The organism is Fusibacter sp. QWL-12 (genome assembly GCF_058683495.1).
On the sequence record NZ_CM178745.1, the window covers coordinates 2,892,357 to 2,907,950 of the forward strand.

Genomic DNA, 15,594 nt, shown 5'->3' on the forward strand with positions numbered 1-15,594 from the left:
ATGTTAAAAGAACTTGGATTACAAGCGTTTCTTAATCAATTAGAATCTAACGAACCAGTACCTGGTGGTGGCAGTGTAGCTGCATTGTCATCTGCACTTTCTGTTGCTCTAGGTGCTATGGTTGCAAATTTAACCGTTGGCAAAAAGAATTATGAGGCTGTCAATGATGAAATGCAAGCTGTTGCTGTTAGAATGAGCAATCATAAAGTCTATTTTGTAGATATGATTGACAAAGACGCAACTTCATTCGATAGTGTTATGAAAGCTTTTAAATTGCCTAAAGAAACTGATGAAGAAAAAGCACACAGAACTCAAATGATTCAAGAGGGTATGAAATATGCTGCATCTGTTCCTTTTGAAGTTGCTGAAAAAACGTCTGAGTTATTTGATGATCTTGCGTTCTTAGTGGAAAATGGCAATCAAAATGCGCAAACTGATGCATTGGTTGCTGCTATGATGGCAAGAACTGCAATTCTTTCAGCGTTATACAATGTAAAGATTAACTTGGGTAGTATTAAGGACGAAACCTACGTATCTGACATGACATCTAAAGTAAAAGCTTTGGAAGAAAAAGCGATTTCTGAAGAGAAACGCGTTCTTAGCCTATCAACTTTATAAGTTAAGAATTGTACAAATCTGTTTAGTTTTATCCAAATAAGGAAATATATATGAACACCAGAGAGGGAGACCTTTCTGGTGTTACTTTTATTTGTAAAACAGTTGTCTATACAGTATAATGTAGATATTAACCCTTAGGAGATGATTTGATGTTTAAAGTGATAGGAGATAGCAGTACGGATGTGGATCAAGCATTCCAAGAAAAATATCCAGTTACGATAGTGCCTTTTAAATTAATGATTGATGGAAATGAGTATGTTGATGATGCATCACTTGATGTAGATCAATTTATTTCAGATATGAAAAAATCAGAGAATACGCCTAAGTCAGCGTGTCCATCACCCAATGATTTTTTAGCACATTTTGACGGCGATGACGATGAAATTTTTATCGTAACCATATCTTCTAAATTAAGTGGAACATATAATAGTGCAATGTTAGCTAAGAATATATACGATTCAGAGAATCCTACAAAAAAATTAATTCATATTTTTGACTCTCTTGGTGCAGCCGCTGGTGAAACACTCATTGCGAGAAAAATATATGAGTTTAAAAATTTAGGTTATTCTACTGAGAAGCTAATTGAGCAAATGACGGATTTTATCAGCGATATGCGCGTTATATTTATATCTGAGAGCCTTGATAATCTTATTAAGAACGGTAGAATATCCAAATGGAAGGGCTTAATTGCCTCTACATTAAACATTTTGCCAATTATGGGAAGCGATGGACATGGTGAAATTAAATTGATTGAAAAGGTTAGAAATACAAATAAAGCCTATTCGAGATTGATTGAAATTATGCAACAAGAACTTATAAAGAATGGGAAAAAAATTGTAGCAATTACGCATGTAGGTAACCCTGAGCGTGCAGATCAAATTGAAGAAGAAATTTCTAAGATGGATTGTGTAGAGGAAGTTGTCAATGTAAAATGTGCTGGTTTATCCTCTATGTATGCGGATAAAAAAGGTATTATTGTAGCGTTTTAATTAATGATTCGTAGAAGGCCAGTTGGATTATTTAAGATTCGATTGGTCTTTTTCATTTTTTGAAAAGAAGGAAGAATACTTATCGATATATCAAAAAATATTTTTATACCAGAATTTGTTAAAATGATGTCAAATTGCAAAAAAAATTGAATATATGAAATAAATTTAAAAGATTTTGGGGAAAACTTAGTGGGACAAATATTGTTATTCAACCTATTAAATGATATGATAAACTTGATTTAAATAATAATTTTGAGGTGATTTGAATGCATAAGAAATTGTTTATTCCAGGTCCTGTAGACGTTAGAGAAGATGTTCTTTTGAAAATGGCAACACCACAAATCGGTCATAGAACAAAAGAAGCATCAGCTTTACAAAGAGGTATTTCTGATAAGCTTAAAAAATTAATGTACACAGAAAGTGAAATCCTACTTTCAACATCTTCAGGTAGTGGATTAATGGAAGGCGCAGTTAGATCTTGTACACGTAAAAGAGCTGCAATTTTTTCTGTTGGTGCGTTTGGGGATAGATGGTATAAAATGGCTACCTCAAATAATGTTCCTGCAGATATCTTCAAATCGGAGCTTGGTCAACCGACAACTCCTGAGATGGTAGAAGAAGCATTGGCAACTGGAAAATACGATTTAATCACCATTACACATAACGAAACATCAACCGGTATTATGAATCCAGTTGATGAAATCGCAGAAGTAGTAAAAAAATACCCTGAAGTGATTTTCTGCTTAGATACAGTTTCTTCACTTGGTGGTACAAAAATTGAAGTCGATAAGCTTGGTGTGGATATTTGTATTACATCAACTCAAAAATGTTTAGGCTTACCAGCAGGTATGGCGATTTGTACTTTCTCTGAGAAAGCAAAAGCAGCTGCAGAACAAGTTGAACACAGAGGTTTATACTTCGATTTACTTGAAATCTATCAATATATTCAAGATAAAGATTACCAATATCCTTCTACACCTTCTTTATCTCATATGTTTGCTCTTGATTATCAATTAGACAACATTTTAGCAGAAGGTCAAGAAAACAGATTCGCTAGACATCTTGAAATGGCTAAAATCACAAGAGAATGGGCAAACAAACACTTTGAAATGTTAGCTGAAGAAAAATATGCTTCAAATACACTTACAACAATAAGAAATACAAAAGGCATCAGTGTATCTGATCTAAATAAAGAACTTGCTAAACGCGGTTATATGATCTCTAATGGTTACGGTAAACTTAAAGATGTAACGTTTAGAATTGCACATATGGCTGATACACAAGTTGAAGAACTTAAGACTTTATTATCTGTTATTGAAGAAATTCTTGGCTTATAATTATCATTCTAGGGCAATTGACAACAATTGCCCTGTCTTATGAAGGAGAGGGGTCTCATGGTTTTAAAAATTTTAGCAAACGATGGTATGGATAAAAGTGCAGTTGACGCACTTGTTGGATTGGGTCATGTCGTAGATACAAATCACTATGATGGTGATACATTAGTTGAAGTTTTAAAAGATACTGACGTTATCGTTATTCGTTCAGCTACAAAAATTAGAAAAGATTTAATTGATCAATTAAAAGGCAGTCGTCTTAAATTGATGATCAGAGCTGGTGTTGGTATCGATAACATTGATCATGTCTATGCTACTGAACAGGGCTTTACAGTAAAGAATACGCCAAACTCTTCAAGTGCTGCTGTTGCTGAGCTTGCGATTGGACACATGTTTACATTGGCAAGATTCATTCACATCGCTAACGTGACGATGAGAAATGGTGAATGGAATAAAAACAAATATTCAGGAATAGAGCTATCTGGCAAAACGCTTGGCTTAATTGGTATGGGAAGAATCTCTCATGAAGTAGCTGTAAGAGCTAGAGCGCTTGGAATGAATGTTATATATACAAATAGACGAGGTAAATTGGCTGAATACCCTGAATTTGAGTATAAGTCTATGGAAGACCTTTTAAAGGCTTCCGATTTTATCTCACTACACATTCCGTTTGATAAAAATGTTGGCGCAACACTTAAAAAAGAACAATTCGATATGATGAAAGATGGCGTTTACATTATTAATACTGCTCGTGGTGGTGTTGTTTGTGAAAAGGATTTACTTGATGCATTGAATTCAGGTAAAGTAGCAGGCGCAGGTATCGATGTTTTTGAAGAAGAGCCAACTAAAAATCTTGAGTTAATCAACCATCCTAAGGTTTCTTGTACACCTCATATAGGCGCATCAACTGGAGAAGCACAAGAGAGAATTGGGGATGAAACGATTTCTGTAATCAAAGCGCATTTTAACTTATAGTTTGAGATAATTTAAATTTTGGAGGTATATTGTGGCAGTTGTTAGACCTTTTAAAGGAATTGTACCAAAACAAGAGTTAGCTGAACAAGTAGCTTGCTTACCTTATGATGTAATGAATCGTAAAGAAGCAAAACAAATGGCTGAAGGTAATCCAAATTCTTATTTACACATCGTTCGTTCTGAAATCGATTTACCAGATTCAGTTGGTGATTATGACAAGTTGGTTTATGAAACAGCACGCAAAAATTTAGACAAGTTTGTTGCTGAAGGCATCATGTCACAAGATCCTGAGCCAATTTACTACATTTATCGTCAATTAATGAACGGCAGAGTTCAAACTGGTATCGTTGCATGTACTTCTATTGATGATTATATGAATGATATCATCAAAAAGCATGAGTTTACACGTCCTGCTAAAGAAGTAGATAGAATTAACAATTTTGATTATTGTGATGCAAATACTGAGCCAGTATTTTTAACGTATAGAAAAAATGACGAGATCAATCAAATCGTTAATGATTGGATTAAATTCCATATGCCGATCTATAACTTTACATCAGAAGATGCAATCACACATATTTTCTGGAAATTAGATGATCAAGCATTGGTAAGTAGAATTCATGAAATATTCAATGGCATTGATTATTTATATATCGCAGATGGCCACCACAGATCAGCTTCTTCAGTAAAAGTGGGCTTAAAGCGTAGAGAAGAGTATCCTAATTATGATGGTTCAGAAGAATTTAACTATTTCATGGCAGTAATTTTCCCAGATGAAGATTTGTTCATCATGGATTACAACAGAATCGTTAAAGATCTTAATGGTAATGACAAAGATGCTTTCTTAAAAGCAGTAAGTGAAAAATTCGAATACGAGTTAGCGACTCAAGAGGGTCCATTTAAACCGATGAGCAGAGCAACATTCGGGATGTATCTTGATGGTGCTTGGTACAAATTAACAGCAAAACCTGGTACTTATGATGCAAATGATCCAATTGATAGATTAGATGTATCTATTTTACAAAAGAATCTACTACAACCAATCTTGGGTATAGAAAACCCAAGAACGGATGATAGAATCGACTTCGTTGGTGGTATTAGAGGTTTAGGCGAGTTAGAAAGAAGAGTAAATGAAGGTTTTGCAGTGGCGTTCTCAATGTATCCAACAACTATGGATGATTTAATTGATATCGCTAATGCTGGTGAAGTAATGCCACCAAAATCAACTTGGTTCGAGCCAAAATTGAGAAGTGGGTTATTCGTTCATAAACTTGGTGAGTAAGTTAATTTCGACTTGAAATAAGAGAGAATGAGATGAAAAAAGGAAAAGGCTCAAGCGTATGCTTGAGCCTTTTCCCTTTGAAATAAGAATAGGAGTGAGATGGGATTTTATGGTTATTCACTGATAATGAGGAGATTGCGTCTATAATCTAAATACATTTTTGTGAGGGCAGTCATTTGTGCGTTCATTTCAATTTGAAGAAGTGAAGCAAGTGAGTAATTGCCGTCAGCTAAAGCTTCTCTGATACGTGTGAAAAGTGATTTCGTATCGAGAGAATCCTTCATTAAATAATGTTTGAGTGTCTTAATTTTTTCCCAGTTAACGATATCCAAATCTGTGATTTCTTCGTCAGTATGAAGCTTTACTAATCTTCTTATCGTTTTTAAGTGATCTGGGATAATTCTATCTTTAAGTTCAATTGACCATTCGCTTAACATAAATGATTTATATGAAGCAATGATTTTATCTGTAAATACATCGTTACCAAGTAATACTTGTGCTTTTTCTGCATTTTGATCAAATGCAAGAAGGTTTTCATAAACTGTTTTTGGAGGCATACCAAACAATTTATCTCTTTCTTCTGGAGAATAATCTTCAAATACATCTTCTTCAGCTCTGTATGTGCGATTTTCTTCTAAATAGAAATGTTTTTCGCCATAACCTTTATTGAAGCCTTGCTCAATTGCAGCTAATTCTAAACCACTCTTTAAAGTTGCTTTGATCCCTTGTAAACTAGCTTGACATACAGCAGCAAGTAAAAGGTAAGAGTTAGAGTTAGGATTTGGTGCTCTTAATTCGAATCGAGTTGCATATTTGCTACCCATATCTCTAACCAATCCAATTAATACCGTTCTGTTTCTTGATGGTACCTCAGGTGAGTGACCTAAAGAAGATACGATACAAACTGGTGCTTCAAAACCAGGTTTCAATCTATTTAAGCTATCATTTGTAGAAGAAACAAATGGATTGATGATTTCGTAGTTTTTTAAGATGCCCATCAAAGCGCCATAACCAACTTTTGTCATATAATTTTTAGTCATGTCGATTGGAGTAAATAAGTTGATTATTTTACCGTTTTTAAGCTTAAGTGCAGCGCCAATGTGGTGATGCTCGCCACTTCCAGCAACACCTTCAAGAGGTTTAGCTTGGAAAGTAACGCTTAAACCGCAAGATTCAAAAGCATCTTTAATAATATCTTTAGCCAATAATTCTTTATCTGCAGCAAGAAGTGTTTTGTCATACTTCCAGTCGATTTCAAGTTGTTCCATTACTGATGTGTGAATGTTTGTACCAGATAATTTTGAGGCAACGCCACCAACTTCTTTATGGCCCATTTCTGGTTCGAAACCATAGTTTTGTAGATCCATTAGAGATTTTTCTAATGCAGTTCTTACTTGACCATAAGTTCTTTTCCAGTATTGTTCTTTTAAATTTTGTGAAGTGGCAAGTTTTTCAATATCTGTTTTAGATTCAGGTGTTTTAACCCAAAATTCTAACTCAGTAGCACTAGTTAAAATGACGTCATCAATGTCATCGGCAGAAGTAATGCCTTCGTAGTCGTTCACTAATGTAGGATTTTCTTTAAACAATTCAATTATTTCATTTTTGAAGTTTACAACTGCATTTTTGAGTACGCTTCTTGAACATACTTCATTCTCGTCGTGTACTAAGAAAGCTGGAATAAGAAGGGAACCACAAGGTTTACCACTTGGTAGAATATGACCATAATTATAATCAACTACCCAGTTGGCATCAAGATCAGGAATTAAATCAACTTTAGCGTTGTTGATAGAAGCAATTTCAGGAAGATATACAGATGAACCATCCGTTTGAATCCCCACTTTTAAAAAATCTTCAAGATCATCAATAACTAAATCTACAGGAATTTTTTCATCTGTATGGTTGTTACCAAAGTCTACTGCTAATAATGATAAAAATTGAATTTCAGGATGTTCCTTTAAAAGTGCCGCTAGTTTAGCTGGCGATTTGTCTTCTGGCTTAACGACGTATAGCATTTTATTGCCTCCTTGTAAAATTGTATACACACATCGATTATATGAATTATTATAGCATGGCATAAAAAAATGTAAAGATTTTATTTGCACAAAAAATCTCTACATTCCTTGTGTTTTAATATGCGAACAGGGTTATTCAAAAATTATAATAAGTTCAACAATTTGTTGAATGTTCGTCTTTTTGCTTTAGTTCTTTATAAGTTTGTAGGGTTATAATGCCCAACATAACTAAAATTGCTCCGAGAATAAACCCGAAGACACCAAATATTCTGTAGCATGTATACATTGAAATTATCGTAATAAGAGGATGTGTGCCTATCTTACTACTAACAATTTTAGGTTCAATAATCTGACGCGTAAGCGTTGTTACTAAATAAGCGACAAGTAGTCCAAAACTTGTTGAATATTCGGAAATTAGTATGGTAAAACCAATCCATGGCATATAAACAAAAGCAGGTCCAACCATTGGAATTAAATCAACAAAGGCGATTAAAAACGCAATTAAAGGTGAAAATGGAATCTTCAGAATTGTTAAACCAATCAAAGAAATTGTGAAAGTAATGCTAACTAAGATCAATTGAGCCTTAACGTAGTTAAATAGCGTTTCTTTAGTCTTTTTTAGTAACAGTAACATGAATGATGAATTTATTTTTGAGTAACCTTTCTTTAACATCTCATTTACCCAATCCTGATCTTTAATAAAAAAGTAGAGTGAAATAAACAAGAAGAAGAAGAAAAACAAAACGATAGGAATGGTTTTGATGATACTCATTAAAGTATCTACAACTGAGTTTGTGATACTTGATAGGGATTCAAAAATTAAATTATACCCTTGCAATATCATATCGTTAAGTGATAATGGTTGATCCAACCATGGCAAATCAATCTCAATATCTCTCAAATTACTTGTGAGTGATTGAATGGAATCTATAGTAGTAGTAATGTGAGATGAAAATCCACTTAATGAAGTTGCAAATTGGTAGACGGCAAATGAAATTATAAAGATAAATGCAGATACAAATAATAGAACAATAAATAAGGTTAAAATACCAAATGGTATTCTTATTTTTGAATGAAGCCATCTAGTAAATCTTGATAATGGTTTTGAAAGCAGATAAGATATGATAAAGGGGATTGCAATAAAGAACACTCTTACGCTAAGCCATAAACTTGCTATGACCAATGATGTAAAGACGATGACAAATAAAATTTTAGATACAAACACGTTCATATGCGTCCTCCTTAAGTGTTTTTTTAGTTTCGGCGCTATGGTATAATTATATATATTATAACCCAAATGGCACAAAATAATTATATGAAGGTGAAGATTATGCAATATTTTGATTTTAGAAGTGATACAGTGACTTTGCCAACAGATGAGATGAGAAACGCTATGGCTCAGGCCCTTGTTGGCGATGATGTATATGGGGATGACCCAACAGTAGCAAAACTTGAGGAAATGAGTGCCAAATTGTTAGGTAAAGAAGCTGCACTATTCGTGCCTAGTGGTACTTTTGGTAACCAATTGGCATTGCTGACGCATACGAGAAGAGGCGATGAAGTGATTGTAGGAGATGCTTGCCATATCGTTATGCATGAGGTAGGCGCAGCATCTGTAATTGCTGGTGTACAGCTTAGACAAGTTCCTACTGTAAATGGTTCTATGTCAATTAAAGATATAAATCGCATGATTCGCGAAGTCGATATTCATTATCCGGACACAGGATTAATTTGTGTTGAAAATGCACATTCCTCTGGAGCTGTAGTTAAATTGAGTGAGATGAAAGCTGTTTATGAGTTGGCAGCTCAGAAGAAAATTCCAGTCCACTTAGATGGTGCTAGACTATTTAATGCAGCACAAGTTTTAGGTGTTCCTGCGAGTCAGATCGCTAGTTATGCAGACACTGTAATGTTTTGTCTTTCTAAAGGCCTATGTGCCCCAATGGGTTCAATGTTAGTGGGGGATAAAACTTTTATTGATCGAGCGCGTAAAAATAGAAAACTGATGGGTGGCGGTTTAAGACAGGCGGGCATTGTTGCTGCCGCAGGAATTGTTGCTTTAGAATCAATGGTCGAACGACTTGTAGAAGATCATGAAGGTGCAAAGTACTTGGCCGAAAAGCTCAACATGATTGAAGGCATTACTGTTTTAGAAGATCGACTTGATATCAATATGGTGTTTTGTAAAATTCGTTTGAATCATTTGACGGAAGAAGCATTTGTAAATAAGCTCTTAACTGCAGGTATAAAAGTCAACGGTTCAGAGGATGGGGAGTTTAGATTTGTCACCAATTATTGGACGCCAATCGAAGCCATTGATAAGTTAGCCACAGAAATCAAACAGATCTTGGAGGCAAAATGAGTTATCAAATAAACGATTTGAAAGAAGCGGTTGAGAGACTAAGCGATTGTTTGTTACGTGATGACCCAGAAGAAGTGGATATGTTTGTTAGAATGATCAAAAATATCGTCACTCAAATAAAAAACGATTATTGGAGTCAGCATGTTAACGAGGACGATATCGTCATACAACCGGTTCAATCTAAATCGAAAGAGTATAGAATTATCAATACTATAGAATTTTTATATAAGCCGATGTACTTTCAAAATATATATGAAGGTAATGAAATAGAGCTATATTCAAGGGATCGCACGGAAGAATTGATGGAATCAGGCGCTATTGAAGCACATAATGAATTCTGGCAAGCACACGAAATTATTTATGGCAATGTCTATGGGTCAATGCCTTTGGAAATGGCCGACACAGAGGGTATTGCAAAGCTTATCAGATGTGGGTGGAAAAAGGTGTCTGTTGATATTGTAGAATTTGATAAGAAATTGGATGAAAATAGAGTGCGTTCTATAGCAGAATCAAAATACAGACATTATATTCTACTGAGGGAACTGGAAACACAGAGTATTTTATTACTTCGATATAATTTTTAACTTTAAGTAGTCACTTAAAAGTGACTACTTTTTTAAAGTCATCACCTTATTTAAAATCATTAAATCGATAAAGGAAAATTTATGTTTGTTAATAAAGAAACATTGCGACTTGCCTATCAGGTTGAAAAGAAGGATGAAGGATTAAAAGTGATTGACGTTTTGGCGACTTCGATGAACATATCCAGTCGATTAATTCGCAAGTGTAAAAATCATAAGAATATTTTATTGAATGGTAAAAGTGGCTCTGTCAACCGTCTGGTTTATGAAAATGATATCATCACCATGATGCTTGATCATGATGATAATACGTTTGACCCAAATCCGATAGAGGTTGAAATTCTCTACGAGGATTGCGATATGATGGCAGTGGCTAAAAAGCCATTTTTAGTTGTTCATCCGACAAAGGGCCATCCTGAGGGAACCCTTGCAAATGCATTGTCTCATCATCAGTATCAAACTGGAGAAAACTATAAAATCAGATTTATTAATCGATTGGACCGAGATACTTCAGGGATTGTGTTAATTGCAAAGAATGCATATGCCCAGCAAATTATTTCAGAGCAAATGCAGGCGGATGAAGTTGATAAAACGTATTATGCAGTAGTGATGGGAATCCCAACGCCGCTAAAGGGGACCATTGATCTTCCAATTGATCGTGAAAAGGAAGAAGATATCAAACGAATCGTTATAGACTCTGGTCTCAGATGTGTTACGCATTATGAGGTCGTCACCTCAACAGAAACACATAGTTTAGTAAAAATAAAGCTTGAAACAGGTAGAACCCATCAGATTAGAGTACATTTCTCACATATTGGACATGCAATTGTTGGTGATACACTTTATGGTGAACCGAGCAGTTTAATCAACCGGCAAGCATTGCACTGTTATCAGATGTCGTTTAGACCTCCAAGATCTACAGAAAGAATAGATGCAATTTGTCAGCTACCAGATGATATAATTTCTGTGATGAATCAATTGAATTTAGAGATTAAGATTGATAATAAAGCATAAAAGGGGTATAATAAGTCTAAGAAAAGCTTCTGGAATGTTGGTCATCTTTTGAAATTTTACCACTGATTATTTATAGGGAAGACGTGTTCCACTGCGTATGACAAGCTGCTTTAGGTAGAAGTCAGAACCAGTAGATAGTCCACCCACCTGGTGAAGGTGTGGTGTGAGATTTTAGGGATGACGGCATTCTGGATAAAATAACAATTAAGCCACGTTTACGTGGCTTTTTTATGTTTTATCTTAGAATTTTTACTTATGAAATGTCCAATTACATCATAATACATTTAGAATAATTTTTAAGTGATCTCGTTAATGAAAATTTAAGAATCTTGTCATAGAATTGTGAAGAATTTGTTAATTTAATTTTATTGTATTCCGCATATGTGAAGCATATAATCACGATATGGAGGTGTGACATGAAATTGCTGCACAAAGTCAATTTTAGAAGCGACACAATCAAACACGCTATTATACTCATTATATGTTATTTAATTAAAGTCAATTATTTCAATTTTTCTACAGGAATGCCTCTCAATAAGATCAGCTATAGCGTCGTTACCGTATCGGTGCTTTTTTTATTGCTAACATTACTATATAAATTGAGAAAATGGTACATTGTTGTCAGCTTGGCAATTACAACGATCATGTTTGGAGATTTGTTGTATTTCAGGTACTTTAATGATTTTTTATCAGTAAAGCTAATGAATCAAGCGACCTTTGTTGGTTCCGTAACATCTATTATTGTGTTGATATTTAAGCCAACCGATTTGATATTATTCATCGATATCATCGTGTATGTCGTTTTAACAAAGAACAAAAACAAATTAGAACTATTTGCTCATAAGCTATCATTTATACTGACACTTATTGTTTTACCAACTATAATTCTAAGTATTTCATTTTCATCCATCTATACTGGAATTAAAAAGTATGAGTTTTTTAATTACCATGTATATGATTTGATTTCATTGGATACAGAGAATGGTAATCTAACCAATGAAGAGCGTAATGCTGTTGTCGATGAAATGCGATCGGATTATCGAGACAGCCTTTCGGGTAATTACTTTGGATTGGCTGCAGAGAAGAGAAACGTCTATGTTGTTCAGATTGAATCTTTGCAAAATGCGCTTATTGGTAAGTATTACAATGGGCAAGAAATCACACCAAATATCAATAAACTATTGAAAGAGGATTCAATTTATTTTGACCATTACTATCAAATGATAGGCAAAGGGAATACTTCTGATGCTGAGTTTACAACACTAAATTCACTATATGCAATTACTACAGGCAATACCTACAATGTCTATGAAAATAATAATTTTTATGGTATGCCTTGGATTTTAAGAGAGAATGGTTATTCAGCTACCTCTTATCATGGCTTTGAAGCAAGCTTTTGGAACCGAGAAAATATCTATCCTCAAGAAGGCTTTGAATTGAGCCATTTTGAACCTGATTATGTACTGGGTGAAAAGATAGTTTTTGGACTTGATGATCACGACTTCTTTGAACAAACTTTACCAATGCTTAAAAGTCAAGAAGGTAAGAATTTCAATTTTTTAGTGACATTGTCCTCTCACAAGCCTTTTACTTTACCAGATGATAAGAAATGGATTCAACTGGATGAAGCTGACGACAACTTCTTCGGACATTATATCCAATCGGTACACTATATGGATGATGCCTTTGGTGAGTTTATTGAAGGTTTAAAAGAAGAGGGGCTTTATGAAGATTCTATTATTGTATTCTATGGTGATCATTTTGGAATAGGTATGGAGGATGAGGTTGCACTTGAGAGGATGGAGAACTTTTTAGGCGTTCCTTATACATTTGAAGAAATGTTCAACATTCCTTTGGTATTTCACATTCCTGGATCGGGAGTCTCTGTGACAAAGGAAATCACAGGTGGTCAAATTGATCTATTGCCAACCTTATTGAATTTACTAGGGATAAAGAACAATTATCTAACACTTGGACAAGATCTACTTAATTCAGAATCTGGATTTGTGGCAACTCAGACTTTTATGGAAAAAGGCTCTTTCATAGATGATGAAAAAGTGTTCCAAATTGCAAGAGATGGTGTCTTTGAAAACTCAACCGCTTATACGCGTGATACTCATGAACCTATTGATATCGCAAGCTGTAGAGAAGGATATGAGTATGCCATTAAAAGAATCAATTTAAGCAAAAAAATAACAGAGTCCGATTCGGTAATGGACATTGTCACTGAGCTAATGAATAAGAATAGTAAATTTGAAATTGAATAGGCTGGTTACACAATAATACTAAAAGGGCTGATTCATGATATTACATGAATCAGCCCTTTTTTATTCTTTATGCTTTTTTATCCTCAAGATTTTGATTTTTATCGCTATTTTCGTTTTTATTATCTTTATTTTGCTTGTTACCTGGCTTAGTAAAATCAACTAGGTTTGTATCTGTCGATTCGTTTATATTGACGTTGATAACCAGTTCCTCATTTGGATCAACAACACAATTCCCCTTAAATGTAGAGCCTTCTTTTGTGTTAAAGCTTTTTGCAATAATATCTCCAAGAAGTGAAGAGTTTTGATGAATGTTAATTTTACCTTTTACGTGAACATTACCTTCACAGCTACCGTAGATATCAGCGTTAACGCTTGTAATATCACCTTTGACAAAAGCATTTTCACTAATAATGACATTACCTAATGCAGTTATATTGCCATAGATTTTGCCATCGACTCTAATACTACCTTCACTTTCAATATCTCCTCTGATAATAGAGTTAGGACCTATGATAATATCGAAGTTTACTTCCATTTCTTTTCTTTGAAACATTTCAGCCTCCTAATTAACTATTGGTTGAGTATCTTAAGTGGATTAATTGGTGTACCGTTATATCGAATCTCAAAATGTAGATGAGGTCCGGTTGTTCTTCCGGTTTGACCGATGGTAGCCACTTGTGTGCCTTTTGTTATTTCATCTCCTGGGCTATAAAGTAAGGTTTTACAATGCGCATAAACGGATTCATAGCCATAACCGTGATCGATGATCAAGACGTTACCAAAGTTGCCGTCATATCCTGCAAAGGTGACGATACCAGTACCAGCTGCATAAATTGGCGTACCAACCTTATTGCTGATATCGATACCATTGTGAAGTGCTGTTTTTCCCGTAATCGGGTCTTTTCTATATCCAAATGGTGAGCTATATGTACCCTTAGCTGGATAATAGTCAGGACGAGCATCTAAATAGCTTAATTGTGATTCCATTGAACTAACAAGATCGTTATAAGCTTGAGTTTGCTCAGCTATAATAACAGAAATCTCATCATTAGTAATAAGGGCATTGATGTCAGATAATAAGACGTCATCAGCACTTAATTCAGCACTTTGAGATTGGCTTGAATCAAGCTCACGATTAAAGGATCGACTGATCGGTGCTTTTACATCTGAATTAGTTTCTTCATTGAAAAGGGTCACCAATTGGGTTACATAAGCCTGTGTTTGTTCCATTTCAGTTAATCTCGCAACTAGAAAGTCATTTGAACTTTGAAGAGATTCTTTCAGCTTTGTAATTTCTTCGGTTTTATTAGAGTTAATGTTTTCAAGTAATGCAATTTTATCCTGAGTCATTAGCAAGTCGGTTGAGAGCTGCGAATTTTCTGTGCTAAGCGATTGTGAGATATAGTTTGATGTAATCGTATTGATAAGTAGTGTCACATTGACCAAGATTAACCCAACCAAAATGATAAAAGCGATTGCTATATTAAACTTCCATTGCTTTATTGATTTTTCAGCGTTAGGTATGATCATTATAGTTACTTTATTACGCATAAAGTAATTTTTAATTTTTTCCATATTACCCCCGTTGTAATAAAAACTTAATATATTGTACCATAGTTTCTGATAAAAAAACAATGTTAATGGAGAATTTAGTTTACCTAACTATATTTATTCTGTAAAATAGAATATAAGAGAAGACTATGGAGGTTTATAAATGAACGAAAGAACGATTAGAATAGAGGAAAACTTACGTAGAGTTTGCTATAAAATTAAGAAAAAAGGAAGAGAAATCTTAAATGATGTTGATATAACGCCACCACAATTCGAAGCATTACAATATCTAAGAAAACAAGATAATCTCACTATCGGTGAATTGAGCAGTCAGATGTACCTAGCTTGTAGTACTGTGACAGATCTTTTAGATCGTATGGAGAGAAATGAACTTGTTAAGCGAGTAAAAGATGAAAATGACAGAAGAATTGTGCGTATAGTGGTACTTCAAAAAGGGCATGATTTGATAAAGCTAGTTATGGACAACCGCGTCAATTATGTAGAGAGCATATTAACGGAGCTTGATGAAGAGACAATTGATGCCATCGATAGAGGATTTGGTATCTTTAACGAAAAAGTTGAGTTATAGTGAAATGCAATTGTCTA

At 34.4% G+C, this 15,594-nt stretch carries 14 protein-coding genes and 1 other RNA gene; 11 read left to right on the top strand and 4 right to left on the bottom strand.

Going from position 1 to position 15,594, the window contains the following annotated elements; genetic code table 11:
- The 5 genes from AC4PID_RS13875 to AC4PID_RS13895 all read left to right on the top strand — a co-directional run bounded on the left by AC4PID_RS13875 (position 1) and on the right by AC4PID_RS13895 (position 5,198).
- On the top strand, positions 1-618 hold the full coding sequence (locus tag AC4PID_RS13875; RefSeq protein WP_492132592.1) for a cyclodeaminase/cyclohydrolase family protein: 618 nt from the start codon (positions 1-3) through the stop codon (positions 616-618).
- A 149-nt stretch (positions 619-767) separates the two neighbouring features.
- On the top strand, positions 768-1,607 hold the full coding sequence (locus AC4PID_RS13880) for a DegV family protein (protein ID WP_492132593.1): 840 nt from the start codon (positions 768-770) through the stop codon (positions 1,605-1,607).
- A 266-nt stretch (positions 1,608-1,873) separates the two neighbouring features.
- Positions 1,874-2,944 (top strand): pyridoxal-phosphate-dependent aminotransferase family protein, encoded by a 1,071-nt coding sequence (locus AC4PID_RS13885; RefSeq protein ID WP_492132594.1) that lies wholly within the window; start codon positions 1,874-1,876, stop codon positions 2,942-2,944.
- Between the two features lie 57 nt (positions 2,945-3,001).
- Complete coding sequence (locus AC4PID_RS13890; RefSeq protein ID WP_492132595.1) at positions 3,002-3,916, top strand: D-2-hydroxyacid dehydrogenase; 915 nt, start codon at positions 3,002-3,004, stop codon at positions 3,914-3,916.
- A 31-nt stretch (positions 3,917-3,947) separates the two neighbouring features.
- Positions 3,948-5,198: a DUF1015 domain-containing protein gene (locus AC4PID_RS13895; RefSeq protein ID WP_492132596.1), complete on the top strand. Its 1,251-nt coding sequence runs from the start codon at positions 3,948-3,950 to the stop codon at positions 5,196-5,198.
- 113 nt (positions 5,199-5,311) lie between these two features.
- On the opposite strand, the gene AC4PID_RS13900 is transcribed toward AC4PID_RS13895, so the two are convergent.
- Positions 5,312-7,213, bottom strand: coding sequence for a type I glutamate--ammonia ligase (locus AC4PID_RS13900; protein ID WP_492132597.1), 1,902 nt, complete (start codon positions 7,211-7,213; stop codon positions 5,312-5,314).
- A 154-nt stretch (positions 7,214-7,367) separates the two neighbouring features.
- A complete protein-coding gene (gene ytvI, locus AC4PID_RS13905) occupies positions 7,368-8,444 on the bottom strand; it encodes a sporulation integral membrane protein YtvI (protein WP_492132598.1) in 1,077 nt (358 codons plus the stop codon).
- 99 nt (positions 8,445-8,543) lie between these two features.
- Here ytvI and AC4PID_RS13910 point away from each other — a divergent pair, with 99 nt between their 5' ends.
- From AC4PID_RS13910 to AC4PID_RS13930, 5 genes are all read left to right on the top strand, one after another.
- Positions 8,544-9,575 (top strand): threonine aldolase family protein, encoded by a 1,032-nt coding sequence (locus AC4PID_RS13910; RefSeq protein WP_492132599.1) that lies wholly within the window; start codon positions 8,544-8,546, stop codon positions 9,573-9,575.
- Positions 9,572-10,159, top strand: coding sequence for a hypothetical protein (locus AC4PID_RS13915; protein WP_492132600.1), 588 nt, complete (start codon positions 9,572-9,574; stop codon positions 10,157-10,159). The genes AC4PID_RS13910 and AC4PID_RS13915 overlap by 4 nt, the downstream gene beginning before the upstream one ends.
- An 81-nt stretch (positions 10,160-10,240) precedes the next feature.
- A complete protein-coding gene (locus AC4PID_RS13920) occupies positions 10,241-11,170 on the top strand; it encodes an RluA family pseudouridine synthase (RefSeq protein ID WP_492132601.1) in 930 nt (309 codons plus the stop codon).
- A 23-nt stretch (positions 11,171-11,193) separates the two neighbouring features.
- Positions 11,194-11,369, top strand: a non-coding RNA gene (ssrS, locus tag AC4PID_RS13925) — 6S RNA.
- Positions 11,370-11,586: 217 nt separating this feature from the next.
- On the top strand, positions 11,587-13,437 hold the full coding sequence (locus AC4PID_RS13930; protein ID WP_492132602.1) for an LTA synthase family protein: 1,851 nt from the start codon (positions 11,587-11,589) through the stop codon (positions 13,435-13,437).
- 67 nt (positions 13,438-13,504) lie between these two features.
- On the opposite strand, the gene AC4PID_RS13935 is transcribed toward AC4PID_RS13930, so the two are convergent.
- Both AC4PID_RS13935 and AC4PID_RS13940 read right to left on the bottom strand, forming a co-directional pair.
- On the bottom strand, positions 13,505-13,990 hold the full coding sequence (locus tag AC4PID_RS13935; RefSeq protein WP_492132603.1) for a bactofilin family protein: 486 nt from the start codon (positions 13,988-13,990) through the stop codon (positions 13,505-13,507).
- A gap of 17 nt (positions 13,991-14,007) precedes the next feature.
- Positions 14,008-15,012, bottom strand: a complete 1,005-nt coding sequence (locus AC4PID_RS13940) for a M23 family metallopeptidase (RefSeq protein ID WP_492132604.1) — start codon at positions 15,010-15,012, stop codon at positions 14,008-14,010.
- Between the two features lie 139 nt (positions 15,013-15,151).
- On the opposite strand from AC4PID_RS13940, the gene AC4PID_RS13945 reads away from it, so the two are divergent.
- Positions 15,152-15,577: a MarR family winged helix-turn-helix transcriptional regulator gene (locus tag AC4PID_RS13945; protein WP_492132605.1), complete on the top strand. Its 426-nt coding sequence runs from the start codon at positions 15,152-15,154 to the stop codon at positions 15,575-15,577.
- Positions 15,578-15,594 lie beyond the last annotated feature (17 nt).

Coding starts and splice junctions, on each gene's coding strand:
- AC4PID_RS13875 (WP_492132592.1), top strand. CDS start 1: ATGTTAAAAGAACTTGGATTACAAGCGTTTCTTAATCAATTAGAATCT.
- AC4PID_RS13880 (WP_492132593.1), top strand. CDS start 768: ATGTTTAAAGTGATAGGAGATAGCAGTACGGATGTGGATCAAGCATTC.
- AC4PID_RS13885 (WP_492132594.1), top strand. CDS start 1,874: ATGCATAAGAAATTGTTTATTCCAGGTCCTGTAGACGTTAGAGAAGAT.
- AC4PID_RS13890 (WP_492132595.1), top strand. CDS start 3,002: ATGGTTTTAAAAATTTTAGCAAACGATGGTATGGATAAAAGTGCAGTT.
- AC4PID_RS13900 (WP_492132597.1), bottom strand. CDS start 7,213: ATGCTATACGTCGTTAAGCCAGAAGACAAATCGCCAGCTAAACTAGCG.
- ytvI (WP_492132598.1), bottom strand. CDS start 8,444: ATGAACGTGTTTGTATCTAAAATTTTATTTGTCATCGTCTTTACATCA.
- AC4PID_RS13910 (WP_492132599.1), top strand. CDS start 8,544: ATGCAATATTTTGATTTTAGAAGTGATACAGTGACTTTGCCAACAGAT.
- AC4PID_RS13915 (WP_492132600.1), top strand. CDS start 9,572: ATGAGTTATCAAATAAACGATTTGAAAGAAGCGGTTGAGAGACTAAGC.
- AC4PID_RS13920 (WP_492132601.1), top strand. CDS start 10,241: ATGTTTGTTAATAAAGAAACATTGCGACTTGCCTATCAGGTTGAAAAG.
- AC4PID_RS13930 (WP_492132602.1), top strand. CDS start 11,587: ATGAAATTGCTGCACAAAGTCAATTTTAGAAGCGACACAATCAAACAC.
- AC4PID_RS13935 (WP_492132603.1), bottom strand. CDS start 13,990: ATGTTTCAAAGAAAAGAAATGGAAGTAAACTTCGATATTATCATAGGT.
- AC4PID_RS13940 (WP_492132604.1), bottom strand. CDS start 15,012: ATGGAAAAAATTAAAAATTACTTTATGCGTAATAAAGTAACTATAATG.
- AC4PID_RS13945 (WP_492132605.1), top strand. CDS start 15,152: ATGAACGAAAGAACGATTAGAATAGAGGAAAACTTACGTAGAGTTTGC.